The sequence below is a fragment of the Pantoea sp. Fr-CA_6 genome (genome assembly GCF_024520895.1).
In the GTDB taxonomy this organism is placed as follows: Bacteria; Pseudomonadota; Gammaproteobacteria; order Enterobacterales; family Enterobacteriaceae; genus Pantoea; species Pantoea agglomerans.
In genome coordinates, this window is the sequence record NZ_JALNPO010000004.1 from 434,080 (window position 1) to 458,468 (window position 24,389).

The 24,389-nt window shown below is 53.8% G+C and carries 24 protein-coding genes; 12 read left to right on the forward strand and 12 right to left on the reverse strand.

From position 1 onward, the window contains the following. Positions 1-3: 3 nt before the first annotated feature. Positions 4-966, reverse strand: coding sequence for a PTS mannose transporter subunit IIAB (gene manX / locus NR201_RS10615; RefSeq protein ID WP_052270527.1), 963 nt, complete (start codon positions 964-966; stop codon positions 4-6). 507 nt (positions 967-1,473) lie between these two features. Here manX and NR201_RS10620 point away from each other — a divergent pair. Next, the gene (locus NR201_RS10620; protein ID WP_010260533.1) at positions 1,474-3,054 is read left to right on the forward strand and encodes a TerC family protein; all 1,581 of its coding nucleotides are present in this window, start codon (positions 1,474-1,476) and stop codon (positions 3,052-3,054) included. A 140-nt stretch (positions 3,055-3,194) separates the two neighbouring features. On the opposite strand, the gene NR201_RS10625 is transcribed toward NR201_RS10620, so the two are convergent. From NR201_RS10625 to pabB, 4 genes are all read right to left on the reverse strand, one after another. After that, positions 3,195-4,757, reverse strand: a complete 1,563-nt coding sequence (locus NR201_RS10625) for an EAL domain-containing protein (protein WP_033779032.1) — start codon at positions 4,755-4,757, stop codon at positions 3,195-3,197. 225 nt (positions 4,758-4,982) lie between these two features. Beyond that, positions 4,983-6,347 carry an L-serine ammonia-lyase gene (locus tag NR201_RS10630; RefSeq protein ID WP_010260538.1) on the reverse strand — a complete coding sequence of 455 codons (1,365 nt, stop codon included), beginning with the start codon at positions 6,345-6,347 and terminating at the stop codon, positions 4,983-4,985. Between the two features lie 182 nt (positions 6,348-6,529). Next, positions 6,530-7,093 carry a CoA pyrophosphatase gene (locus tag NR201_RS10635; protein ID WP_010670763.1) on the reverse strand — a complete coding sequence of 188 codons (564 nt, stop codon included), beginning with the start codon at positions 7,091-7,093 and terminating at the stop codon, positions 6,530-6,532. Next, entirely contained in the window at positions 7,077-8,456 is a 1,380-nt protein-coding gene (gene pabB, locus NR201_RS10640; protein WP_256849747.1) for an aminodeoxychorismate synthase component 1, read from the reverse strand. The genes NR201_RS10635 and pabB overlap by 17 nt, the downstream gene beginning before the upstream one ends. 110 nt (positions 8,457-8,566) lie before the next feature. Between pabB and NR201_RS10645 the strand changes: the two genes are divergently transcribed. Then, the gene (locus tag NR201_RS10645; protein WP_010260545.1) at positions 8,567-8,761 is read left to right on the forward strand and encodes a YoaH family protein; all 195 of its coding nucleotides are present in this window, start codon (positions 8,567-8,569) and stop codon (positions 8,759-8,761) included. An 11-nt stretch (positions 8,762-8,772) separates the two neighbouring features. Here NR201_RS10645 and NR201_RS10650 read toward each other — a convergent pair whose 3' ends face one another. Together NR201_RS10650 and NR201_RS10655 are read right to left on the reverse strand one after the other, a co-directional pair. Beyond that, entirely contained in the window at positions 8,773-9,117 is a 345-nt protein-coding gene (locus tag NR201_RS10650; protein WP_003852699.1) for a RidA family protein, read from the reverse strand. Positions 9,118-9,184: 67 nt separating this feature from the next. Then, on the reverse strand, positions 9,185-9,544 hold the full coding sequence (locus NR201_RS10655; RefSeq protein ID WP_010260549.1) for a hypothetical protein: 360 nt from the start codon (positions 9,542-9,544) through the stop codon (positions 9,185-9,187). Between the two features lie 350 nt (positions 9,545-9,894). Between NR201_RS10655 and NR201_RS10660 the strand changes: the two genes are divergently transcribed. Continuing rightward, complete coding sequence (locus NR201_RS10660; RefSeq protein WP_167432858.1) at positions 9,895-10,062, forward strand: hypothetical protein; 168 nt, start codon at positions 9,895-9,897, stop codon at positions 10,060-10,062. Between the two features lie 382 nt (positions 10,063-10,444). Here NR201_RS10660 and NR201_RS10665 read toward each other — a convergent pair whose 3' ends face one another. Next, positions 10,445-11,119 (reverse strand): ATP-dependent Clp protease proteolytic subunit, encoded by a 675-nt coding sequence (locus NR201_RS10665; protein ID WP_256849748.1) that lies wholly within the window; start codon positions 11,117-11,119, stop codon positions 10,445-10,447. A gap of 1,854 nt (positions 11,120-12,973) precedes the next feature. Here NR201_RS10665 and NR201_RS10670 point away from each other — a divergent pair. The 6 genes from NR201_RS10670 (at position 12,974) to rnd (ending at position 20,377) form a co-directional block, all read left to right on the forward strand. Then, the gene (locus tag NR201_RS10670) at positions 12,974-13,711 is read left to right on the forward strand and encodes a carbonic anhydrase (protein ID WP_256849749.1); all 738 of its coding nucleotides are present in this window, start codon (positions 12,974-12,976) and stop codon (positions 13,709-13,711) included. Positions 13,712-13,954: 243 nt separating this feature from the next. Further along, positions 13,955-15,871, forward strand: coding sequence for an ATP-dependent DNA helicase (locus NR201_RS10675; RefSeq protein ID WP_010260556.1), 1,917 nt, complete (start codon positions 13,955-13,957; stop codon positions 15,869-15,871). Positions 15,872-15,915: 44 nt separating this feature from the next. After that, a complete protein-coding gene (gene tsaB, locus NR201_RS10680; protein WP_256849750.1) occupies positions 15,916-16,614 on the forward strand; it encodes a tRNA (adenosine(37)-N6)-threonylcarbamoyltransferase complex dimerization subunit type 1 TsaB in 699 nt (232 codons plus the stop codon). A 60-nt stretch (positions 16,615-16,674) separates the two neighbouring features. After that, a complete protein-coding gene (locus NR201_RS10685) occupies positions 16,675-17,271 on the forward strand; it encodes a Slp family lipoprotein (RefSeq protein WP_010260563.1) in 597 nt (198 codons plus the stop codon). A gap of 209 nt (positions 17,272-17,480) precedes the next feature. Next, positions 17,481-19,157: a long-chain-fatty-acid--CoA ligase FadD gene (gene fadD / locus NR201_RS10690; RefSeq protein WP_010260565.1), complete on the forward strand. Its 1,677-nt coding sequence runs from the start codon at positions 17,481-17,483 to the stop codon at positions 19,155-19,157. Between the two features lie 98 nt (positions 19,158-19,255). Continuing rightward, entirely contained in the window at positions 19,256-20,377 is a 1,122-nt protein-coding gene (rnd, locus tag NR201_RS10695) for a ribonuclease D (RefSeq protein WP_256849751.1), read from the forward strand. 53 nt (positions 20,378-20,430) lie between these two features. On the opposite strand, the gene minE is transcribed toward rnd, so the two are convergent. Genes minE through minC form a run of 3 tightly spaced genes read right to left on the reverse strand, consistent with a single transcriptional unit; the run spans position 20,431 to position 22,257 of the window. Next, a complete protein-coding gene (gene minE / locus NR201_RS10700) occupies positions 20,431-20,700 on the reverse strand; it encodes a cell division topological specificity factor MinE (protein WP_008925314.1) in 270 nt (89 codons plus the stop codon). 3 nt (positions 20,701-20,703) lie between these two features. Then, a complete protein-coding gene (minD, locus tag NR201_RS10705; RefSeq protein ID WP_010260569.1) occupies positions 20,704-21,516 on the reverse strand; it encodes a septum site-determining protein MinD in 813 nt (270 codons plus the stop codon). 33 nt (positions 21,517-21,549) lie between these two features. Then, entirely contained in the window at positions 21,550-22,257 is a 708-nt protein-coding gene (gene minC / locus NR201_RS10710; protein ID WP_010260571.1) for a septum site-determining protein MinC, read from the reverse strand. 155 nt (positions 22,258-22,412) lie between these two features. On the opposite strand from minC, the gene NR201_RS10715 reads away from it, so the two are divergent. The 3 genes from NR201_RS10715 to NR201_RS10725 all read left to right on the forward strand — a co-directional run bounded on the left by NR201_RS10715 (position 22,413) and on the right by NR201_RS10725 (position 24,176). Further along, complete coding sequence (locus NR201_RS10715; protein WP_010260572.1) at positions 22,413-22,688, forward strand: YcgL domain-containing protein; 276 nt, start codon at positions 22,413-22,415, stop codon at positions 22,686-22,688. A 316-nt stretch (positions 22,689-23,004) separates the two neighbouring features. Next, positions 23,005-23,664, forward strand: coding sequence for a fumarylacetoacetate hydrolase family protein (locus tag NR201_RS10720; RefSeq protein WP_010260576.1), 660 nt, complete (start codon positions 23,005-23,007; stop codon positions 23,662-23,664). 65 nt (positions 23,665-23,729) lie between these two features. Continuing rightward, entirely contained in the window at positions 23,730-24,176 is a 447-nt protein-coding gene (locus tag NR201_RS10725; protein WP_010260578.1) for a YcgN family cysteine cluster protein, read from the forward strand. On the opposite strand, the gene NR201_RS10730 is transcribed toward NR201_RS10725, so the two are convergent. Further along, on the reverse strand, positions 24,148-24,389 hold a 242-nt coding region (locus tag NR201_RS10730), incomplete at its 5' end, for a hypothetical protein (protein ID WP_256849752.1). The genes NR201_RS10725 and NR201_RS10730 overlap by 29 nt on opposite strands.

Genomic DNA, 24,389 nt, shown 5'->3' on the forward strand with positions numbered 1-24,389 from the left:
CTGTTACGCGTTAACTTTCGCGATCAGATCCATCATTTTCAGTTTCTGGTCACTGGAAACTTTACGCACTTCCAGTTCAATATTGCGTTCATTGAGTTTGCGGAACGCGGCAATATCTTTTTCATCGACCGAGACCGCATTATTGACCTGGGTTTTCCCCTGGCGGAACGCCATACCGCCGATGTTGACGGTTTTAATATCGACACCCTGTTCCACCACGCGCAGTACATCGGTGGGGTTGGTAAACAGCAGCATCACGCGATCCTGACCATACTTCGGGTTGTTCCACACCCGCACCATCTTATCAACATCCACCACATGGGCCGTGACGCCGGGCGGAGCGACCTGCGTCAGCAGAGTCTTGCGCACATGATCGTTGGCCACTTCATCGCTGACTACGATAATGCGCTGAACGTTGGTCTCTTTGGTCCAGCGCGTTGCTACCTGTCCATGAATCAGACGGTCATCAATGCGTGTCAGCCCGATTTTCATGTGGTCACCAGGCGCCATCGGCTTAGCCGGTTGCACCGCAGCGGCCGGTTTCACCGCCGCTGGCGCCGGCGCTTCTTCTTTGGCTTTCAGGGCTTTGACGCCTTCACGGCCGGTCTCCACCGCCACGGCGACCAGCTCGTCAAAACCGGGATTGTCATCGCGCGCCATCAGGGTTTCGACCAGCATCGGGATATTGACCCCGGCGATGACCTCATACTGCGGTTTGTCGACCACGATGCGACTGGCCGCATTAAACGGACTGCCACCCCAGGTATCAACTAAAAACAGGACTCCCTGCGTCGTATCAAGTTCTGCCAGTCGTGCCTGATATTTTTCAATCAGCGTTTCTGCATTTTCACCGGGGACAAAATCTATCCAGCCGACATTGTCCTGCTCGCCCAACAGCATTTCTGCTGTTTTCAGCAGTTGTTCCGCTGCCCAGCCGTGTGTACCAATTACTATCGCAATGGTCACGTGCTACCTCCGTTCGCTAGAGATGCTCATCTGAGTCAATGAACTGTATTGAATTGCTTTGATGATCTGTTTAACCGGATGATTCGAATTATCGTTATAGCGTCGAAAAAACATGGGTTAACTACGTCAAGGCGATTAAGTCGCGATTTATTTTAGTGATCGAAAAAATAAATTATGTGATGTCTGTCAGCTATTCATCGTGTGAAGCGGCCAGTAACCCTTTTTATGCGCCTGATCATCCGTCAGGCAGATTGTAAAAATAAGAAAATTTTTTGACGCAATTCGCCGACCTGATACATTAACGTTCTGTTTACTACTCAGGAGTAACGGGCTTCAGCCCACCTTTATGGATCGTCACCGACGTCGCTTAATCTGTTCTTTGCGCCTGCTGGCGCGTCACCCTTCGCCTCACGGCGTTTTCACCGCTTTCCCGACTACCTGCATGTCACGCATTGCTGCGCTGATAAGCAGCACCGCGATCTGTTCCCTGTTCTGGAGTCATAAATAATGGAATTTTTATTCGACCCCTCAATCTGGGCGGGTTTACTGACGCTCGTGGTGCTGGAAATCGTACTCGGCATTGATAACCTGGTGTTTATTGCCATCCTGGCCGACAAACTGCCGCCGAAGCAGCGTGATAAAGCACGCCTGATTGGCCTGTCACTGGCGCTGGTCATGCGTCTGGGTCTGCTGTCGCTGATCTCCTGGATGGTGACGCTGACGACGCCTCTCTTTAGCGTAGGCGGTTTCAGCTTTGCCGGTCGTGATTTAATTCTGCTGGCGGGTGGTCTGTTCCTGTTGTTTAAGGCGACCATGGAGCTGCACGAGCGGCTGGAGAACCGGCAGCTCGACGGATCCGGTAATCGGGGATATGCCAGTTTCTGGGCTGTCGTGACGCAGATTGTGGTACTGGACGCCGTCTTCTCGCTGGATGCTGTGATTACCGCCGTGGGTATGGTGAACCACCTGCCGGTGATGATGACCGCCGTGGTGATTGCGATGGGTGTGATGCTGCTGGCATCTAAGCCGTTAACCAACTTTGTTAACGCGCATCCGACTGTAGTGGTGCTCTGTCTGAGCTTCCTGCTGATGATCGGTCTGTCGCTGGTGGCAGAAGGCTTTGGTTTCCATATTCCTAAAGGCTACCTCTATGCGGCGATTGGCTTCTCGATTCTGATTGAGCTGTTCAACCAGGTTGCACGTCGTAACTTTATCCGCCATCAGTCAAATCGCCCGATGCGTGAACGCACCGCCGAAGCGATTTTACGCCTGATGGGGGGCCGCAACCGTGCCCAGACCGCCAGCAATGGCAACACCAGCAGCAGCGAAGAGGCTGCGCTGGCGGAAGCGATGCCGCAGGAAGCGTTTAAAGATGAAGAGCGCTATATGATTAATGGCGTGCTGACGCTGGCTTCCCGCTCGATTCGTAGCATCATGACGCCGCGCGGTGAAATCTCCTGGGTCGATGCGAATCGGCCGGTAGATGAGATTCGCGGTCAGCTGCTTGATACGCCTCACAGCCTGTTCCCGGTCTGTCGGGGTGAACTGGATGAAATTGTCGGCGTAGTGCGAGCCAAAGAGCTGCTGGTGGCGCTGGAGCACGGTGTGGATGTGGCGACCTTTGCGGCCAATACACCGACTATCGTGGTGCCGGAGACGCTGGATCCGATCAACCTGCTTGGCGTGCTGCGTCGTGCCAAGGGCAGCTTCGTGATTGTCACCAATGAGTTTGGTGTGGTTCAGGGTCTGATTACGCCGCTGGACGTGCTGGAAGCAATTGCGGGTGAATTCCCGGATGAAGATGAAACGCCCGATATTATTGCGGATGGTGATGGCTGGTTAGTGAAAGGGGGGACCGATCTGCACTCGCTGCAGCAGTTGCTCGACTTCCATGAGCTGGTCGACCCGACAGAAGACCACGCCTCGCTGGCGGGCCTGCTGATTGAGCAGAAAGGGCAGTTACCGCTTCCTGGCGATGTGATTGATATCACTCCGCTGCACTTCCAGATTATCGAAGCGACCGACTACCGTATCGATCTGGTGCGTGTCACTAAAGATAAACCGCATGATGAGGATGAAGAGGGCTAATCGTTCTCGTTGATGCAGAGGCGCTGCCGGGCTTACCGGCCGCGCTGAATTCTCCGACAGCCGCTGGCTCATTGCCGCGGCTGTTTTTTTGTCTGTGGCGTAAGGTCATCAGGCAGGGCGAAACGGGGCTCAGGCGATTGTCACCTGCGGGCATCAGCCTGATGCTGCGCCAGCCACGCCGGGAAGTCCTGCAGCGGCATCGGGCGGGCAAAATAGTAGCCCTGCAGATGATCCACGCCGCGTTCGCGCAGATAGGCCGCCTGCTCAGCTGTTTCCACGCCTTCGGCCACCAGACTGATATTCAGGCGCTGGGCCAGCGAAATCACCATATCCGTCACCGTGGCATTAATCGCGTCAGTGCCGATGGCTGCGGTGAAAATCTTGTCGATTTTCAGCACATCTGGCTGCAGATCTTTCAGGTAGGAGAGTGAGCTGTGACCGGTACCAAAATCATCAATCGCCAGCCGGACACCGATGTCGTGCAGTTGCGCAATCACCGACTGGTCCACGACCGGCAGGGCATCGCGCTCGGTGAGCTCCACCACCAGTTTCGGCACCGGATTGGCAGGCCACCACAGGTTGTGCAGATCTTCCAGAATGGCGTGGTCGCGGAAGTGGCTGGCGGCAACGTTAATGGCGATATGGAACGCGGGATCGTCGGGCAACTGCGGTAACTGTCTCACCACCTCATTCAGTACAAAGCGCGTCAGCGGTTTGATCAGGTTCTGTCGCTCGGCCAGGGGAATAAAGACATCCGGTGCAATCCAGCCCTGACGGGGATTATGCCAGCGCAGCAGTAACTCAATACCGTCGCACTCACCACTTTTGGTGTTGATCAGCGGCTGGCAATAAACCATAAACTCACGGGCCGTAATGCCATAACTGATTTGCCAGCTCAGGCTCATACGATTTGCGGTCGCCAGCCAGACGATGTAACCCATAAGCAGGCTCAGCAGCAGCGCCAGCGGGAGCTGTGAGGGAAGCGTCGCCAGCGCCAGGCGGGTCGGAGAGGGGCCATAGAGAGTAAGCGTAAACGGATAGCGCAGCGAGCCCTGCTCATAGCTCACTTCGTCTTCTGACGGCACCGTGGGCTCGATCAGCGGATTGCCATACTCCAGGCTCTCTCCATTGACGTTAAAGACAGCGCGTTCCACCCAGGGCAACTGCGGCTCCAGCAGATAATTGCTCATCATTTCGATGTTGATCACCTGCAAAATCCCGGAGCGGTTATCCAGACTCTTTGGCGTCCACAGCAGTAAAATGGGCGAGCCTTTCAGCAGATACTCATCGGTTGCCAGCGTCATACGCTGACTGTTAAAGGCTAAGTCAGGGTAGGTCTGACTAAAGGGAATGGTGCGCGGCCCGTAGATACTGGAGCAGTAGAGCACGTCGTTATCCACCAGCAGAATCGCCCGGACCGTCTGCAGGGAAGAGATTTTTTCGATGAGTGGAAAGCGAACATCCTGACAGGGAACGCCGACCAGACCCAGCGTATTATTGGCTGAAACCTCCAGCGGTGAAAACATCCGGTCAAACCGCATAATCGCTTTATCGGCGAAATCCATCGCCTGCTGCTCGATACGTGACTTCTCTTCGATATAGCGAAAGGCCAGGGTTAATATCAGCACCACGGTGGCGATCGACAGCGCTATCAGCACACGCTTGCGTCTGAATTGTCCAACAGATTGCTGGGCCATAAACATCTGTATTCACCTTCCCAAAAAGCCAGTAAAAAGCAAAACACAACGGGGTGAGTATCGGCACGGTCAGATCAACATTGAGGCCGGAATGCAGAAAAGCAGGTCTGGAAAGTTGCGTAAGCCGGACGGCTGCGCGGAAATCACTCTACCGGTTAAACCTGCGCTGAGATAGCGCAGGATGCGGATTTTATTACGTTTGCACGTTTTTTAGTCAGTTAATCGTTTCGCTTAATCACACTGAACTTTAATCGCCAGACCGCCACGCGAAGTTTCACGGTATTTGGCGTTCATATCTTTGCCGGTTTCATACATTGTCTCGATAACCTTATCCAGCGAGACGCGGGGTTCGCTGGTGCGCCTAAGTGCCATGCGCGCCGCATTAATCGCTTTAACCGAGGCGATAGCATTACGCTCAATGCAGGGCACCTGAACCTGACCGGCTACCGGGTCACAGGTCAGACCAAGGTTATGTTCCATGCCGATTTCAGCCGCCACGCAGACCTGCTCCGGACTGCCGCCCAGCAGTTCAGCCAGACCGGCCGCCGCCATAGAACAGGCGACACCCACTTCACCCTGACAGCCCACTTCCGCGCCTGAAATAGAGGCGTTCATTTTGTACAGCACGCCGATGGCGCCAGAGGCGAGGAAATAGCGCAGGAAAATGTCAGGTGTCACTGGTTCAATGAAGTGATCGTAGTAAGCCAGCACCGCAGGCACGATACCGCAGGCACCGTTAGTTGGCGCGGTCACCACGCGGCCTCCCGCGGCGTTCTCTTCGTTAACGGCCAGCGCATACATATTGATCCAGTCGATAACAATCATCGGATCGCTGGAGTGCTTGTCAGAGGAGGTCAGCAGACGACGCAGGGAGGCGGCGCGACGCGGCACGCGCAGTGGCCCTGGCAACACGCCTTCGGTATTCAGACCGCGATCGATACAGGCCTGCATCGTCTGCCAGATGTTTGTGAAATAGGCATGGATCTCATCGCGGCTGTGCAGCGCCAGCTCATTTTTCATCACCAGACCTGAGAGTGACAGGCCGGTTTCACGACAGTGAGCCAGCAGATCTTTGGCGGAGTGGAACGGCCAGGGCACAGAGACTTCATCCAGTGCCGACTGCCCGAAGTGCTCTTCATCAACAATGAAACCGCCGCCAACGGAGTAATAGGTTTTTGACAGGATCAGCAGGTCGCCCGCAAACGCGAGCAGGCGCAGGCCATTTTCATGCAGGGAGAGGTTTTCACTGCGAAATACCATGCCGCCTTCACGCGGGAAATCCACTTCATGTGCGCCTTTCGCCAGCAGCAGTCGCTCACGCTGCTCAACATCTTTAATAAAGGCGGGGATCGCATCAATATCCACCGTATCCGGCGATTCACCCGCCAGACCCATAATGATGGCGATATCAGTGTGATGGCCTTTGCCGGTCAGAGAGAGAGAACCGTAAACATCCACGGCGATCCGGGTGACCTCCTGCAGCTTTTCCTGTTCGCACAGCAAATCCACAAACTGTTTACCTGCTTTCATCGGGCCGACAGTATGCGAACTTGAGGGGCCGATGCCCACTTTGAACATGTCAAAAACACTAATCACAGGTGACACTCCTCACAATTATTCTCAGTCTGCCGGGGCAGTTTATGGCGCCCATAGTAATGGTCATGCACCAGGAAAGAGCAGCTTTTCGCATGAAATAAACTTATCAAAACTCATAGAAAAAATTATAGTGCAGCGCGCCAGTAACCTGACGGGCCGGAGAGAGAAAAACGAGAAAGGTTTCAGAATGCGATCTGAGTACTCAGTGAGCGGATAATACCCGCGGTCATGCCCCACACCAGATAATCCTGATAGCGCGACAGCCAGACCGGGTGGCGAACACCAGCCCGATGCACTTCCAGCGCGCTGTAGCGGCTGAGCTGCAAAGCCTCGGCCAGCGGCATCTCAAAGGCGCTGCTCACCTCATCCGGATTAATCGTTAACCGCAGATCGGCCGGAATGATCCCCAGTACCGGCGTCACCTGAAAGCCGGTGCTGCTGGTCACGGCGGGCAGTGCGCCTAATACCTCGACCTGATGCGGCTCAATGCCAACCTCTTCCTGTGCTTCACGCAGTGCTGTGGCGATGAGCGATGCGTCAGTGTCATCCTGCATCCCGCCGGGAAAGGCGACCTGTCCGGCATGTTTGCGCAGGGCGTGTGAGCGCTGCGTCAGCAACAGACCGGGTTCAGGACGTGCCACAATCGGCACCAGCACCGCCGCATGGCGCCCGGATAGCAATTGTGTGCTGCGGGCTGGCTGCTGCAACAGAAAACGGCTGCGGAAATCATCAAGCGTCAGGGCCAACTGAACCTCCGGTTTGTTCCAGTGCCGGTAAGATCCGGCTGACTTTGTCGAGTGTTTCCTGATACTCCGCTTCGGGATCGCTGTCTGCAACAAGCCCGCCGCCCGCCGCACAGTAGAGCTGCTGACCTTCAGCGATCAGCGTGCGAATGGTGATGCTGGTATCCATCCGGCCACACAGGCTGAGATAACCAATGCTGCCGCACCAGGCATTGCGCCGCTGCGGCTCCAGTTCATCAATAATCTCCATCGCCCGAATCTTGGGCGCACCGGTAATCGAGCCGCCCGGAAAACAGGCGCGCAGCAGATCGGTGGCCTGCAGGGTATCAGGCAGTTGCGCCCGCACCGTGCTCACCAGGTGGTGTACGGCGGGGAAGGGTTCAACCACAAACAGTTCAGGCACCGTGACCGAACCGGGTAGCGCCACGCGGCCAATATCGTTGCGCAGCAAATCGACAATCATCAGGTTTTCGGCCCGATCTTTTTCCGCATGGCGCAGCGACTCAGCCTGTTGCGCATCAGCAATCGGATCGTCACAGCGTGGCCGGGTACCTTTGATCGGTCGTGTTTCGATCTGCTTATTATTCAGCGACAGAAAGCGCTCCGGCGACAGGCTGAGGATCGCGCTCTCCGGCAGACGCAGAAAAGCGCTGAACGGCGCGCGGTTAGCCGCATTGAGTATACTGAACGCCTGCCACTCATCACCCTGATAACCGGCCTGAAAGCGCTGCGCCAGATTAACCTGATAACAGTCACCCGCCTGAATATAGGCCTGAACCGCCGCAAAACGCGCAGCGTAATCTGCATAGCTCAGGTTGGAGCGCCAGCGGCTGGTCAGTGAAAAGGGCACGGCCTCGCGCGCCGGCCATTGCGCCAGCCAGGCGGCGCGTTCTTCCGCGTTCTTTAACGCCACCAGCGTCAGGATCTGCTGATGATGATCGGCAATCAATGCCCAGTCATAGATACCCACCGCCATGTCAGGCGTGGTGAGATCGGCTGCGGCCTGCTGAGGCAGGGACTCAAACCGGCGGCCCAGATCATAACCAAACAGGCCCAGCGCACCGCCCTGAAACGGCAGGGCATCGCTGGCAGCCGGCGTCACGCCCAGCGCATCACACTGCTGCTGCACCAGCAGCAGGGGATCGGCGGTTGATTCGGTCGTGCCGGTCGGGTCGCTGAGCGTAGTCATCGCACCGCGGGTCACCAGGGTGGCGCGGGGATCGGCGGTCAGAATATCAAAGCGGTTGTCACTGTGGTTCGCCTGCGCGGAGGAGAGCAGCATCGCCCAGGGCAGATGGGCAATCGGGGCAAAACGCTGAGTCAGCGCATCCGGGGTATAATCAAGACTGAGGGTTTCAACAATCATCGGGCAGAGAAATCAGAGAGCAAAGAGGCGGTCAGACTGCCATATTTTTTCCTGACTGGCACCTGTTAGTTCCGCGTGGGATACTGTCTGCCCCAACGCAGGAGTGAAACATGTTTATAGGAATACCGGCTCTCTCTCATGAGCAGCAGCAGCAGGCCGTCGAACGTATTCAGGAATTGATGGCGGGAGGTTTGTCGAGCGGCGAAGCGATCACCCAGGTGGCGCAGGAGATCCGACAAAATTTCAAGGGCGAACGGATTCGGGCGCTATTCGAAGACGAAGATGAAGAAAACGAAGAGGAATAACGCCCGGCGTTTTAACGTGCAGCGATAATTTTAATTTCGATTTTGTACTTCGGATTCAACAGCCCGGCCTGTACCGTGCAGCGCACCGGCGCATTACCTGGAGAGACCCATGCGTCCCATGCGCGGTTCATCGCAGGGAAATCGGCCTTATCCACCAGAAACAGCGTCGCATCAAGGATTTTGCTTTTATCGCTACCGAGCCGTGTCAGAATCGCATCAATCACTGCCAGCGCATTGGCTGTCTGCGCTTCTGCGTCGGCATCCAGATTCTCAGGCACACTGGTGTAATAGATCGTGTCGTTGTGGATCACGGCTTCGGACATACGGTGTTCCGGGTCAATGCGGGTAATACTCATCGGTTTCTCCCTGGTTAATTGCGCATTAGCCTGGCACACTCCCGACATCGCTGTCACCCCTTACGCCTTACAGGCAGCGCTCAACAATCGCCTGTCTGTCCGCCATCACCTGAGGCGCCATCCGGAAAGTCGTGAAATATTTCACCTCAGCCCCTTTTCGGCGGGGCGACACATCCGCAAAAATCGAATCTTCCCAGGTAAAAACGCTGATCTCGCTGCCGTTGGGCTGGGTGTGAGTGGTGTTATCTCTGGCAATGACGCTGGTGGTGGACCAGCCGCGATAAATACAGTCGCTGAGCTGAGGGACGGTGCGGGTGCTTTGACCCTGAAAAACAGGCTGCTGCAGACGAGCCTGATCAGGCGTGGGTGCCTGGCAGCCGCAGAGCAGCAGCACGCCAGCCAGAGAGCCGATGCGGAAACAGTTCATACATTCCTCCGCCTGAGTCAGGCAGTCGGGTTAAGGCCATCTGTTTTACACCGCCTGAACGGCAATGTTAAACCAGTCTCAGCACGTCAGCCTACGGGTGCCACATCCCAACGGTAAGCTGATTTAATCATTATAATCCGCGCGTTTGTTTACTCGCTGCGTTCCTCTGCATTTGCTAACTGCATCACACTGTCTGCATCATGATCATGAGCCGCGGACGTTGTCACTGTTGCAGCCCTGCTGCACTAAAGCAGCATAAAGCGTCGAAAGAGCGGGAGAAGTGAGGGCACGCGCGGCATAAAAATGTTATAAAACAGCAGATAAATCGCGCTACGGATGAGGATTCAGGCATGGCGAATACGCAGTATCTTTTTTGGGTGATGGTCGGCGCACTGACGCTGCTGTTTATTGTGGTTTCGGCGTTTGTTGGATTGTCCCGTGGCACTAAGCAGGGCTTTATTACCTTCGCTATTCTGTTCATCGTTATGCTGGCGGGCGCGTTGTACGTCCGCTTATAAGCAGGTCGCAAGAGCAGCGTCGCCAATAATCGTGATATCAGGTCACCAGCCAGAAACAGATAAACGCCCTGTACCAGAATAAGCCGTATCTGGCTGAGCGGCCTGCTTTATTTGCCGCTTTTTATCTGGCCAGTGTTGAATCAACCCTGCTATAGCTGCTCAAAAAACTCACCATACAAGGGTAGCGCTTACTGCGAAAATTCACAGTGATATTGATGGTGAGATCCTGCGACGCCCCATCTGAACGTCGTCTGCGTTATGTTCTTCTCTGGATTACCCGCTAACGGCTCGATATGTCTCCCCGCCAGCACGCCCATCTGTCCAGGCGGCGCATATCTGATAAAAAGTATTCGTCCTGCAGGCATAAATAACGTTATTTTTGCTAGCCGCTGGCCTCTGAAGTGAAAATGTAATAAGCGACATCAGCGGGGGCGATTCCTTCAATACGTTTTTGTGCAATACCCTGTTTTACAGATTCTGGAAAACGCAGGTAAATACGGTTGTCTTCACTGAATAAGGCCTTATCTATCTCTTTCCCGTCATCTTTGAAACAGGATGCATAGGTGTCCCTGAATATTTTACTGACATTGTCGATATCTCTGCTGAGTAAAATGACTTCATTTTTTTTCAGATAGTTGCTCTGAATGTTTTGACTCGCTGCAGGGTGGATTAAAAACGTTGCGCTGGGTAATGTTTCCCTTTGCGCCCCTGAGCAATAAATCAGGGTAGCCGCCGAACCTGTCATTGCGACATTGATGGTTTTTATCGGAATCCTTGACCCCCTGACGGCCTGGCCGCCCATATAGCCAGCTTCCATATCACCGCCAAAGCTGTTTATATAAAGCGATATTTCTTTTACAGCGGGGTAACTTGCATTAATATCATCGATGCCTGCCATCAATTCTGCCACTTTAGTGCCATTAACCTCGCCAATGTAAACGATTTTTGCCGATTTTATCTCTTGCGCTTTCAGGGTGTTATTTATCACCACTGACGTTTTTGCTATGCAGCAAGCGGAAGTGACGCCCAATAATAGAAAAGTGAAATAACGCACCATAAAAACTCCATTTAAGGGTGTAACGCTGTCAGTTTAAGGATCAGTAATGTTTAAAAAGAAAATAGCCCGTTGTAACTTCCAGGGTGATGATATAGAAGATAAGTACGATGAATATCAATAATAAACTCGCTCTGGCGTAGTTTTTCTTTGAACGTTTAGTCCTTCGGTTTAAGGACCAGTAAAGCAGCATGAAAAGATTTAATACGGGTATGCCGGTTAAAATTAATGTGACAATCCAATCCCATAGGGAGACATCATCGACGTGTTGATTATTTTCCACAGTGTTTTTTACGCTATGTGAGTGGTGGAGTAACGACGTTAACTGCTACGACGTGCAGATCATTTCCTGACTGCTGACGAGTTTTTATTGATTCGCTGAGGATAAACGTCAGACCAGTCTGGTTGTTCGCCGGACATAATCGCGCGCCGCTGTGCAGGGCTGATCCCCTGGTTTATATGCGGCATGACAGGTTCACTATGTTGACCAACTGGGTTGAGTTTGACCTCATCGTTGGTAACGCAACCGCTCAGCGTCAGAATCACTAAGCTATACCGGGGTAATTTTGGGAACAATGATATTTCTCCTTGTTGAGATAATGGTGTCCATTTTGACGGATAGATGCAACAGGGCAGCAACAGCCAGATTACATCCCACTTAACTTATAATATAAAACCCCACTTCATTTACATTAACGGATATCTTTAGCGAGATAGTCTTAAACGGCCTTTTAAAGAGGACGGATGCCGTGAGGCATGGTTTCTATTGTGATGTGACTCATCCGGCGACAAGTTTTTATTGCCTGTGAGAGATAACAGAATTCCTGAATTTTAATTACCTCGCTACCATCTGTTAAGTCAGCGTGGCTGCATCAGAGGAAATATTCAATCCGCTAATGCTCACAGATTACGTTTAAATTCTGTCTCTTTTATATCAGGGTTTTTCTCTTATAACAACAGAGCGATGTTTAATGCTATTCCTGTTGAGTTTTTATTTAATGTTACCTTTCTTTGTGCATAATTGTGCTTTGAATCGCATCATTAATTTTTCGTGTCCCTATATTATAGGCAGTTAAGTTCCGCCTTTTATTCATTAAACAAGTAAGAGGTTTTTTGAAATCACAGATTTTTCAGCGGCGAATTATTAAACCCGCTATCAGACTGACGTCAATGATAACGCGGCTGGGGGAGGCGAATGGGCATCCGATTAACCGGTACGTTATCAGCACCGGCTGTGACGCAAGGCTGTATCACGCAGTGGCGAAGCAGAGTCTGCGGCAGCGCCCGCATTTCTGATATCTTTTGCGAGCCTTGCAAAACAGATGGCAGGAGTAAGCTACACTCAAAGGGCATAGCAAAATTGCTATCTGACACCGGAGGAAATTATGTCTGAACGCCCTGATTACGATGAACCGCTGCCCGATGACGCTGAGATTTATCCTGAAGATGAGGAAGAAGATGAAGAAGAGGAGCCATTAGAAAAGGATGTCTAGCGTCACCTGCATAATCTTTTATGACGCGTTATCGCGTTGCACCGCAAAACCGCCTGCGTGCAGTTTTGCGGTTTCTTACGTCGCCTGAATTTAGTGCAAAATTTCCCTCCCGGCTCGTTTCGACTATCAAAATGATAAATACAGGAAAATGAAACTCTTTTATTCAGAGAGATTGATATCAACCCTTTCCTGAAGTGCTTAAAAACGTCACATCGTGATATTTGTTAATTAAATTAACATTGATTGTAATTATAAACTCTCTATTCGTTCTGATTTTGATTTAACGCATTTTGTCACCTTGCTGACTCCGCAGTGAGCGGAATAGTATCCCTGCCGCAAATAAGTTTATAAAGCAGGGATAAAAATGAAATTACCAAAAATGTTAAGTCTGGTTGTGGCGCTTTCTACCCTCAACGTAGCCGGTGCGGCGGAACCGCACTGGACGTACGAAGGCAAAGCTGGCCCGGAACACTGGAGCGAACTGACCAGCGACTTCCACATCTGCCACGAAGGTAAGTCCCAGTCGCCTATCAATATTAAAGATCCGATTGAGGGACATTTACAGGCACTCGATCTGGCCTACCATACGTCGGCTGAGAAGGTGATCAACAATGGCCACACGATTCAGGTGACCGTTGATGAAGAAGATGATTTTGTACTGGATCGGGAAAAGTTCACACTGCGTCAGTATCACTTCCATACGCCGAGTGAGAACCAGATCAATGGGCACACCTTTCCCCTTGAAGCCCACTTTGTACACAGCAAAGAGGATGGCGATCTGGCCGTGGTCGCGGTGATGTTTAAGGTCGGTAAAGAGAATTCGGCGCTGGCACCGTTGATCGACGCTATGCCGAAACAGGAAAACCAGCAGGTAACCATTAATCGCCAGGTAAACTTACGCGATCTCTTCCCGGAAGATCTGCACTATTATCGTTTCAGTGGCTCCCTGACGACGCCGCCCTGCAGCGAAGGGATTCGCTGGCTGGTGCTGAAACAGCCGGTTTCGCTCTCTCAGGCGCAGCTCGACGCCTTTAAACAGGCGCTGAAAACCACCAATAATCGTCCGTTGCAGCATCTCAATGGGCGCATGATTGTAGAGTAGTCACAGCGATTTCTGCTGCCTTTCGCGGTGCAACTTTTCCATCAGGCATCCCGGTGCTGCGAGCGCTTCTCTTCAGGCGGCCACCTGCCGCCTTTTTCCCCATCTTTCAGACGCGATCCAGAGTCTTTAGCTGCCACGCCCCCAACGGTTGGAAATAGATAAGCTATTGATAATTATCAATTTTGCTTTGTTGATCCAATACTGACATAATTACAGTGTTTTTGCCGTTCTTAGTGAGGGTATGTGGCAGACGATTTTGCAGTGGATGGCGCGCTGGCGCTGGCGATCGCAGGCTTTAAGCCGCGTGAAGCACAGCGTGAGATGGCGCAGGCGGTATCTGAAGCCGTAAAACAGCAGGGTGAACTGGTGGTCGAGGCCGGTACCGGCACCGGAAAAACCTATGCCTACCTGGCTCCCGCTCTGCGGGCCGGTAAAAAAGTAATTGTCTCCACCGGATCCAAGGCGCTGCAGGATCAGCTCTATGGCCGCGATCTGCCTACGATGATCAAGGCGCTGGATTTCAAAGGTAAAACGGCTTTGCTGAAAGGACGCTCCAACTACCTTTGCCTGGAACGCATGGAACAGCAATCGATGGCGGGCGGCGATCTCACCGCGCAGGGGCTGACCGATCTGGTGACGCTGCGCAGCTGGTCATCGCAGACGGAAGATGGCGACATCAGCAGCTGTGCGGGCGTGACCGAAGACAGCCCGGTCTGGCCGCTGGTCACCAGCACCAACGATAACTGCCTCGGCACTGACTGCCCGCGCTATAAAGAGTGCTTTGTGGTCAAAGCGCGTAAGCGCGCGATGGACGCCGATGTGGTGGTCGTGAACCACCATCTCTTTCTTGCCGATCTGGTGGTGAAAGAGGGCGGCTTTGGCGAACTTATTCCCGAAGCTGATGTGATGATCTTCGATGAAGCCCATCAGCTGCCCGATATCGCCAGTCAGTATTTTGGTCAGCAGCTCTCCAGCCGCCAGTTACTCGATCTCGCCAAAGATATTATTACCGCCTACCGCACCGAGGTGCGTGATGCTCAGCAGCTGCAGAAATCCGCTGACCGCCTGGCGCAGTGCGCGCAGGATTTTCGCCTGTCATTAGGCGATCCCGGCTATCGCGGTAACCTGCGTGAACTGCTGAGCGATAACAACATCCTGCGGATGTTTACGCTGCTGGATGATGCGCTTGAGCTCTGTTACGACGTTATCAAACTCTCACTGGGCCGTTCAGCCCTGCTGGATGCCGCCTTCGAGCGAGCCGCGCTCTACCGTGGCCGGTTAAAACGGCTGCGGGCGATTAACGAGCCGGGCTACAGCTACTGGTATGAATGTACCTCACGTCACTTTATCCTGGCGCTGACGCCGCTCTCGGTGGCAGAACGCTTCCGTGAAGTAATGGATAATCGTAAGGCTGCCTGGATCTTCACCTCAGCCACCCTGGCGGTGGATGAGAAAATGGCACACTTCGCCGAACGGCTGGGTGTGAATGCAGCAAAAAGCCTGATTCTGAACAGCCCGTTCGATTTTGCGAAGCAGGCGCTGCTCTGCGTTCCGCGCAATCTGCCGGAGCCTAACCGTCCGGGTGGTGCACGCCAGCTGGCCGCAATGATGAAGCCGCTGATTGATGCCAATAAAGGCCGCTGTTTCTTTCTCTGCACGTCGCACCTGATGATGCGTGAGCTGGCCGCAGAATTTCGCGCCTCAATGACGCTGCCCGTGCTGGTGCAGGGTGAAACCAGCAAGGGTCAGTTGCTGAAACAGTTCATCGATAAGGGCAATGCCCTGCTGGTGGCGACCAGCAGTTTCTGGGAAGGCGTGGATGTGCGGGGTGATGCGCTGTCGCTGGTGATCATCGATAAACTGCCGTTCACCTCACCGGAAGATCCGCTGTTGAAAGCCAGAATGGAAGATTGCCGGATTCGTGGCGGCGATCCCTTTACGGATGTGCAGCTGCCGGATGCGGTGATCACCCTGAAGCAGGGCGTGGGACGTTTAATCCGCGATACCGACGATCGTGGCGTACTGGTGATTTGCGATCAGCGTCTGGTTTCTCGTCCTTATGGCGCGCTGTTTCTCAATAGCCTGCCACCGACGCCGCGCACCCGGGACATTGCCCGCGCCATCGCCTTTATCCGCCAGCAACCCGAACCAGACGCGTAATTTTATGCTAAGATGCGCGCCGTTTTCTTTCTTCTGAGGTAGTCATGTCAGCCCGAATTTTAGCGCTGGATACGGCGACAGAAGCCTGTTCAGCCGCCTTGCTGAATCAGCAACAGATTGATGCCCGATTCGAAATTGCCCCGCGCGATCACACCCAGCGTATTTTACCGCTGATCGAAGAGCTACTGCTGGCACAGCAGCTGGAACTGACCGACCTGGACGCGCTCGCCTTTGGTCGCGGCCCTGGCAGTTTTACCGGCGTGCGGATTGGCATTGGTATTGCGCAGGGACTGGCACTGGGCGCTTCTCTGCCAATGATCGCGGTTTCCACGCTGGCAACGCTGGCGGAAGGCACATGGCGTCTGCACGGTGCTACCCGGGTATTAACCGCTATTGATGCGCGGATGGGCGAGGTCTACTGGGCCGAATATCAGCGTGATGAACAGGGTGCCTGGCAGGGTGAGGCCAGCGAAAGCGTGCTGTCGCCCGAAGCGGCACTGGCCCGGATGCAGGCGCTCTCTGGCGAATGGATGACCGCAGGCACCGGATGGCAGGCTTATCCTGCCCTGCAGCAGGGACACGAACTTACCCTGAACGCCAGTGACGTTACGCTGCCCGCTGCAGAAGATATGCTGCCGCTGGCGACCCTTGCGCTGGCGCAGGGGAAGACGCTGCTGCCGGAAATAGCGGAGCCCACTTATCTGCGTAATGAAGTCGCCTGGAAAAAATTACCTGGCCGGTAAAATGCACGCAACTTATTGTTATGCGTCCAGTCTAACTCTTTACCTAACGGGAGAACGTCTATGTCGTCAATGTGTGGTAAAGGGCTTTCAGGTCTGCTGCTGACCTGTGTACTGGCGTTAACCGGTTGTGTCTCAATTCCTGACACGCTGCAGGGCAGCTCACCTCAGCCGCAGCAGGATCTGTTGCGGGTCATGAGCAATCCTTCGCTCTTTGTCGGGCAGGAATCGCGCTTTGGCGGCAAGGTAGTGAATGTCACTAACCTGAACGGCAAAACCCGGCTTGAGATTGCTGCGCAGCCGCTGGATGATAGCGCCAGACCGCGTCTGGGTGCGGCCTCGGTCGGTCGGATTTATGCCGATATCCGCGGTTTTGTTGATCCGGTGGATGTAAGAAACCAGTATGTGACGGTGCTGGGTACCCTTAAGGGGACAGAGCAGGGCAAAATTGGCGAGGCAGATTACAAATTTGCGGTCATCGATGTGCGCGGTTATCAGCGCTGGCGACTTACCCAGCAGGTGACAGCTCCACCTCAGCCGATGGATCCCTGGATCTGGTATGGTCCGACCCGCCATCGCGGTGGATACTGGGGCCCGAATCCCTACTGGGGAATGATGAACAGTGGGCCGGCAGAGGTGCAGACCATTCTGACTGAGTAAGTGCAAAAAACATTTAAGTATCAGCCCGGTCGCGGTGCTCGCTGCCGGGCTTTTTATTTGCCTGTTTTATCAGCACGAAATTTAGTGATGCACTTCGCAACCTCAACATGCCAAAACAGGCAAACTGGTACAATCAGTTAAAATATTGTTAACAAACCAGATTGGCTGAGGCAGCGATGGAAATACAACATAATTATCGGGGTGGATCCTTGAATAAGGTTTGGCTGAAACGCTACCCGGCAGATGTGCCTGCCGAAATAAGTGCAGATCGTTACACCTCGCTGGTGGATCTGTTTGAGCAGGCCGCAAAACGCTACGCCGATCAACCCGCGTTCCTGAACATGGGTCAGAAGATGAGTTATCGTCAGCTGGAAGAGAAGAGCCGCGCTTTTGCCGCCTATCTTCAGCAACAGCTGGGCCTGAAAGCGGGTGACCGTGTGGCGCTGATGATGCCGAATTTACTGCAGTATCCGGTGGCCCTGTTTGGTGTGCTGCGTGCGGGTATGGTGGTGGTCAATGTGAATCCGCTCTATACGCCGCGCGAACTGCAGCATCAGCTCAATGACAGTGGGGCCAGTGCGATTGTCATTGTCTCGAATTTTGCGCACACGCTGGAAAAAGTGGTGGCGAAAACCGCTGTGCGGCACGTCATCCTGACCCGGATGGGCGATCAGCTGGCGCCAATAAAAGCGACGCTGGTTAACTTTGTCGTTAAGTATGTGAAGAAGCTGGTGCCCAAATACCATCTGCCGGGGGCAATCTCATTTCGCCACGTACTGGAAGTCGGCGAAACGCTCAATTATCAACGCCCGACGGTCTCCAATGACGATCTCGCCTTCCTGCAATACACCGGTGGCACCACTGGCGTGGCCAAAGGGGCGATGCTGACCCATCGCAACATGCAGGCGAATCTTGAGCAGACCCGCGCGACCTACGGCAAGGTGCTGCGTGACGGTAAAGAGTGTGTCGTCACCGCGCTGCCGCTTTATCACATCTTCGCCTTAACGGTGAATGGCCTGCTGTTCCTGGAGCTGGGCGGTCAGAATCTGTTGATCACCAATCCGCGCGATATTCCCGGCTTTGTTAAAGAGCTGGGGAAATTTCCGTTTACCGCCATTACTGGCGTGAATACGCTGTTTAACGCGCTACTCAACGATGAGCAGTTTAATAAACTCGATTTTTCAACGCTGCGTCTTTCCGCCGGTGGCGGAATGGCGGTGCAGAAAGTGGTGGCCGAGCGCTGGGAAAAACTGACCGGACACTATCTGCTGGAAGGCTATGGCCTGACAGAGTGTTCTCCGCTGGTGTCGGTCAATCCCTATGACATCAGCTGTCATACCGGCAGTATCGGTCTGCCGGTGCCCTCGACCGATGTGCTGATTCTGGATGACGACGGCAATGAAGTTCCTCCGGGTGAACCGGGCGAACTTTGCATCAGCGGCCCGCAGGTGATGCTGGGCTACTGGCAGCATCCGGAAGCGACAGCGGAAGTGCTGAAAAATGGCTGGCTCCACAGCGGTGATATTGTTACCGTTGACCAGGAAGGCTTTATTCGCATCGTTGACCGCAAAAAAGATATGATTCTGGTATCAGGTTTTAATGTCTATCCGAATGAAATCGAAGACGTGCTGATGCAGCATCCTAAAGTGCGTGAAGCCGCGGCTATCGGTGTGCCCAGCGATCTTTCTGGCGAAGCGGTAAAAGTCTGCATCGTGAAAAAAGATGCATCGCTCACCAAAGAAGAGGTGCTCGATCACTGTCGCCGTCAGCTGACCGGTTACAAGGTGCCGAAAATCATTGAGTTTCGTGATGAGTTGCCTAAAACCAACGTCGGCAAGATTCTGCGGCGTGAGCTGCGCGACGAGGCGAAACCCGGCGCGAGCTGAATCCGGGCAGAAATTGAGGTTGAACGCCGGCATGTCCGGCGTTTTTATTGTTTTTAACATGGAGCGCCGCGCGTTGTTGGCTGCGGTGGAAATCAGACGTGAACTATTCCCTTATCGACCAGGATGATCAACTGGCAGACGTGTGTCAGAAAGCGCGCCAGCACGCGGCGGTGGCCCTGGATACCGAATTTGTCCGCACCCGCACTTACTACCCTCAGCTTGGCCTGATCCAGCTGTTCGACGATCAGCAACTGGTGCTGATTGACCCGCTGAATATCCGTGACTGGTCACCCTTTATTGCCTTGCTGACCGACACCAGCGTCACCAAATTCCTGCATGCCGGGGGTGAAGATCTGGAAGTCTTCCTGCACCGTTTCGGCGTGCTGCCGACGCCCATGATCGATACCCAGATTCTGGCGGCCTTTTCTGGCCAGCCGCTCTCCTGGGGTTTTGCATCAATGGTGGCACATTTCACTCAGGTCGAACTCGATAAAAGTGAATCACGCACGGACTGGCTGGCGCGCCCTCTGACCCAGCGTCAGTGCGAGTATGCGGCGGCGGACGTTCACTATCTGTTGCCAATTGCGCGTCAGCTGATGATCAATACGGAAGAGGCCGGCAATATGTCGGCGGCACTCAGTGAGTGCGATAACCTGTGTCAGCGTCGTCTGGATAGCCTGTCGCCGGATGAAGCCTGGCGGGATATTACCAATGCCTGGCAGTTGCGCCCGCGTCAGCTGGCGGCGTTACAGCGACTGGCGGCCTGGCGTCTGAAGCTGGCGCGTGAAAAAGATATGGCCGTTAACTTTGTGGTACGCGAAGAGCACCTGTGGAAAGTGGCGCGCTTTATGCCCGGCTCGCTGGGCGAGCTGGATCATCTGGGGCTGTCAGGCCACGAAATTCGTTTCCACGGCAAAGCGCTGGTGGCGCTGGTGGCAGAAGCTGAGGCGCTGGATGAGAGCGAACTGCCGGCTCCGCTGGGCAATCTGATTGACCATCCGCACTACAAGGCAGTGTTTAAAGCGATGAAAGCGCTGGTGCAGCAGGTGAGTGAGCAGAGTGGATTCAGTCAGGAGCTGCTGGCGTCACGACGTCAGATTAATCAGGTATTAAGTCAGCACTGGGGCCTGAAGCCACAGGGGCGTCAGCCGGAGTTACTCACCGGATGGCGGGGCGAACTGCTGAAACCCGGCATTGAGGAGATTCTGGCGGGTTGTTAACCGGTTAAATTTCCCCTGCCAGAGCGCAGGGGAAATTCAGCAAACGGTCAGCGTCATTTAGTCACTTCATCCGTTTCCGGCAGCGTCACGTTCAGCTCCAGAATCGAGATATCATCACCTTTCTGGTCGAGCTGCACCGTTACCATTTCTGGATCGATCTTCACATATCTGCAAATCACTTCCAGAATGTCGCGCTTAAGTTGCGGAAGATAGTGGGGCTCACTGTCGCCCCTTCTCCGTTCTGCCACGATAATCTGCAGCCTTTCCTTGGCTATGTTGGCAGTGTTCTTCTTCCGGGATAAAAAGAAATCAAGTAATGCCATGGTTTATCCCCCGAACAGGCGTTTCAGGAAACCCTTCTTCTCTTCTTCGATAAAGCGGAAGGGGCGTACTTCACCGAGCAACCGTTCAACGGTATCGGCATAGGCTTTGCCAGCATCAGATTCGCCGTCAAGAATCACCGGTTCGCCCTGGTTAGAGGCACGTAACACCGATTGATCTTCAGGGATCACGCCGACCAGAGGAATGCGCAGGATCTCCAGCACATCTTCCATGCTCAGCATATCGCCACGGTTCACCCGGCCAGGGTTATAGCGGGTCAGCAGCAAATGCTCCTTCACCGGGTCCTGACTGTTTTCAGCGCGACGGGATTTCGATGAGATGATGCCGAGAATGCGGTCGGAGTCGCGGACAGAAGAGACTTCCGGGTTGGTGGTAATAATGGCTTCATCGGCAAAGTAGAGCGCCATCAGTGCGCCCGTTTCAATCCCTGCCGGTGAGTCACAGACGATGAAATCGAACTCCATCTTAGCCAAATCGTTCAGAACTTTTTCAACACCCTCACGGGTCAGCGCATCTTTATCACGGGTCTGCGACGCAGGCAGAATGTAGAGCTGCTCCGTGCGTTTGTCGCGAATCAGCGCCTGGTTCAGTGTGGCATCGCCCTGGATTACATTAACGAAGTCGTAGACCACACGGCGCTCACAGCCCATGATCAAATCCAGGTTACGCAGACCGATATCAAAATCGATCACAACTGTCTTTTTGCCTTTCTGCGCTAAACCGGTGGCGATGGCCGCGCTTGACGTGGTCTTACCAACGCCCCCTTTACCGGATGTAACTACAATAATGCGTGCCATAAATGTTGATTTCCTTAACAAAAGAAAAGGGGCCTAATTAAGTGTCTGGATAGTCAGCGCGCCATCCTGCAGGCACAGGCGCGCAGCTTTACCAAAAAATTCTTGCGGGATCTGATCCATGATCCAGTACTCTCCGGCAATCGAGACCAGCTCGGCAGCCAGGTTGGTACAAAAAATCTGGCAGTTGCGGTCACCGCTGGCACCCGCCAGGGCGCGACCGCGCATCATGCCGTAAATGTGAATATTGCCATCGGCGACCAGTTCGGCGCCGGCGCTGACGCTGCTGGTGATGATCAAATCGGCGTCACGCGCATAAATCTGCTGGCCCGAGCGCACCGGGGTGTTCACGATGCGGGTTTTCGTTGCTACCGTTTCGGTTACAGCCGGCAGTGGTTCTGGTATTGGCTGCGGCGCGGCGGCTTGCGGTCTGGCCTCTTTACCTTCTGCCAGCACGGGCAGGCCGGCACGGGCGATCATACGTTTCAGCGCTTCGTCTTTGCAGCCGCTTACGCCGACAATGCGTAAACCGGTGGCGAGAACCGCCTGTTGCAACAGTTTCCAGTTAACATCGGCACTTAATGTCGAGACGTTAAGTACCACCGGCGCGTTTTTCAGGAAATCTGGAGCCTGGTCAATCTTGTCCTGGAGTGCCTTGCGAATCACCGCAGGGTCATGGTGATGCAAATGGACGACAGACAGGGTGAAACTGCTACCTTTGAATTCGATTGGCGTTTGCGACATCTGTCCCGACTCAGTCCTGTTTTCACTACCGAAAGCCTGGCGATGATAAAATCATCGTTGAAGCGCTAACGGTGAATATTCGAAGTTCTGCAAGCATGTTATAGTTACAGCTATATTCAGACAAGCCTCAACGCCGGTTAATTCGAGTAAAAAATATGTTTTGTGTGATCTACAGAAGCCCGTTACGTGACCAGACTTATCTCTATGTTGAAAAAAAGGACGATTTCTCGCGCGTTCCGGAAGAATTGCTGAAAGGCTTTGGCAAGCCGCAGCTGGCGATGGTGCTTAAGCTGGCGGGGCGGGACAGGCTGGCTAATGCGGATATCAATAAAGTTAAGCAGGGATTGAGCGAGCAGGGCTATTATTTACAGCTCCCTCCGCCGATTGAAAGTCTCCTCAACATTCATTTACAGGCCGATAAAAAACTTTAACTCGGATTCTTCTGTAAATATAAATCCTGTCGGTGCGATCCTGGCAGGATAATATTGCCCTGAAGCTGCGCAAAATTAACGGTGCAGCTTATCTGTTTCACCCCTTTTTAAATTCCCTGCTCAATTTTTTCTCCTGATTTGTACGATTATTCAGCACTTCAACGCCTGCATTTACGCTTTCTGACAAATTACGCACCCCGGACCGTTAAAAGGATCTTATTATCACGCTATGAGGTTGGCATTTCGATCAACGCATGAGCAAACATCAACCCGCCAGCAGCGCTGGCATCACACCTAACCTGAACAGGGGATGAGCATGTATCAGCATCGTAACTGGCAAGGCGCTCTGTTAGATTTTCCGGTCAGCAAAGTGGTTTGCGTCGGGAGTAATTATGCAAAGCACATTAAAGAGATGGGCAGCGCAACCCCTACCGAGCCGGTGATCTTTATCAAGCCGGAAACGGCGCTGTGTGATTTACGTCAGCCGCTCTCTATTCCCGACGCGTTCGGCGAGGTCCATCATGAAGTTGAACTGGCGGTGCTGATCGGCGCGACACTGAAGCAGGCGACTGATGCGCATGTGGCTAAGGCGATTGCAGGTTATGGCGTGGCGCTGGATCTGACACTGCGTGACCTGCAGGCCGGGCTGAAAAAAGCGGGCCAGCCGTGGGAAAAATCCAAAGGCTTTGATAACGCCTGTCCTGTCTCTGGTTTTATCCCGGTGACGGAATTCAGTGGCGATCCGCAGAACGTCGAGCTTAAATTGCTGGTGAACGGTGAAGTGCGTCAGCACGGCAACACCGAAGACATGATTCATAAAATCCTGCCGCTGATTGCCCATATGAGCCACTACTTTACCCTGCGTGCAGGCGATGTGATTCTGACCGGTACGCCAGAAGGGGTAGGCCCGATGCGCTCGGGTGACCAGCTGGAAGTTTCACTGGCGGGTCACGGCATCAGCACGCGCGTACTCTAAAAACTTGCATCACCGCCGCATAGGCTTTATAAGGTGCGGTTTAGGCACAATCCGGACAAATCATCATGACTGACACCCCTTTCTGGCAACAAAAACGCCTGGCACAAATGAGCGATGAGGAATGGGAATCCTTGTGTGATGGTTGTGGACAGTGTTGCCTGAACAAATTGCAGGACGCCGACACCGATGAGATCTACTTCACCAATGTCGCCTGTGATCAGCTCAATATTAAAACCTGCCAGTGCCGCAACTATGAGCGCCGCTTCGAGCTTGAAGAGGATTGCATCAAGTTAACGCGCGAAAATCTGACGACCTTCAACTGGCTGCCGCGCACCTGCGCCTACCGGCTGCTGGGTGAGGGCAAAGATTTACCCGTATGGCATCCGCTGCGGGCCGGTTCGAAAACAGCGATGCATGCGCAGCGTATTTCGGTGCGGTATATTGCGGTGCGTGAGAGTGAAGTGCGGGACTGGGAAGATCACATCATTGATCGCCCCGATCGCAACGGCTGAGTGCCGCGCTATCAATCGGAACAGAAAAAAGGCTGCCAGTGGCATAATGCTGGTCAGTTAAGATTAGATTTATAAAGGCTGTCACGGTCAGACGTGGCAGCTTTTTTTCCGGGCGAGCAAGCCGCAGCGCGTGCCTGCGCACCTCTGCTGCTGCCGGGCCGTCCTCGCGCCGCTCACGCGGTACCTTCGGCTTTGACGTCGTGCCGACGAACC

Excerpts from the sequence above, each read along its gene's own strand:
- NR201_RS10725 (WP_010260578.1), top strand. The coding sequence starts at position 23,730 with ATGACTGACACCCCTTTCTGGCAACAAAAACGCCTGGCACAAATGAGC.
- NR201_RS10670 (WP_256849749.1), top strand. The coding sequence starts at position 12,974 with ATGAAATTACCAAAAATGTTAAGTCTGGTTGTGGCGCTTTCTACCCTC.
- NR201_RS10685 (WP_010260563.1), top strand. The coding sequence starts at position 16,675 with ATGTCGTCAATGTGTGGTAAAGGGCTTTCAGGTCTGCTGCTGACCTGT.
- minD (WP_010260569.1), bottom strand. The coding sequence starts at position 21,516 with ATGGCACGCATTATTGTAGTTACATCCGGTAAAGGGGGCGTTGGTAAG.
- minC (WP_010260571.1), bottom strand. The coding sequence starts at position 22,257 with ATGTCGCAAACGCCAATCGAATTCAAAGGTAGCAGTTTCACCCTGTCT.
- NR201_RS10650 (WP_003852699.1), bottom strand. The coding sequence starts at position 9,117 with ATGAGTATTACCCGCATTGACCCGGAACACCGTATGTCCGAAGCCGTG.
- NR201_RS10660 (WP_167432858.1), top strand. The coding sequence starts at position 9,895 with ATGGCGAATACGCAGTATCTTTTTTGGGTGATGGTCGGCGCACTGACG.
- NR201_RS10655 (WP_010260549.1), bottom strand. The coding sequence starts at position 9,544 with ATGAACTGTTTCCGCATCGGCTCTCTGGCTGGCGTGCTGCTGCTCTGC.
- NR201_RS10665 (WP_256849748.1), bottom strand. The coding sequence starts at position 11,119 with ATGGTGCGTTATTTCACTTTTCTATTATTGGGCGTCACTTCCGCTTGC.
- pabB (WP_256849747.1), bottom strand. The coding sequence starts at position 8,456 with ATGATTGTTGAAACCCTCAGTCTTGATTATACCCCGGATGCGCTGACT.
- tsaB (WP_256849750.1), top strand. The coding sequence starts at position 15,916 with ATGTCAGCCCGAATTTTAGCGCTGGATACGGCGACAGAAGCCTGTTCA.
- NR201_RS10645 (WP_010260545.1), top strand. The coding sequence starts at position 8,567 with ATGTTTATAGGAATACCGGCTCTCTCTCATGAGCAGCAGCAGCAGGCC.
- NR201_RS10715 (WP_010260572.1), top strand. The coding sequence starts at position 22,413 with ATGTTTTGTGTGATCTACAGAAGCCCGTTACGTGACCAGACTTATCTC.
- minE (WP_008925314.1), bottom strand. The coding sequence starts at position 20,700 with ATGGCATTACTTGATTTCTTTTTATCCCGGAAGAAGAACACTGCCAAC.
- NR201_RS10720 (WP_010260576.1), top strand. The coding sequence starts at position 23,005 with ATGTATCAGCATCGTAACTGGCAAGGCGCTCTGTTAGATTTTCCGGTC.
- NR201_RS10620 (WP_010260533.1), top strand. The coding sequence starts at position 1,474 with ATGGAATTTTTATTCGACCCCTCAATCTGGGCGGGTTTACTGACGCTC.
- NR201_RS10625 (WP_033779032.1), bottom strand. The coding sequence starts at position 4,757 with ATGTTTATGGCCCAGCAATCTGTTGGACAATTCAGACGCAAGCGTGTG.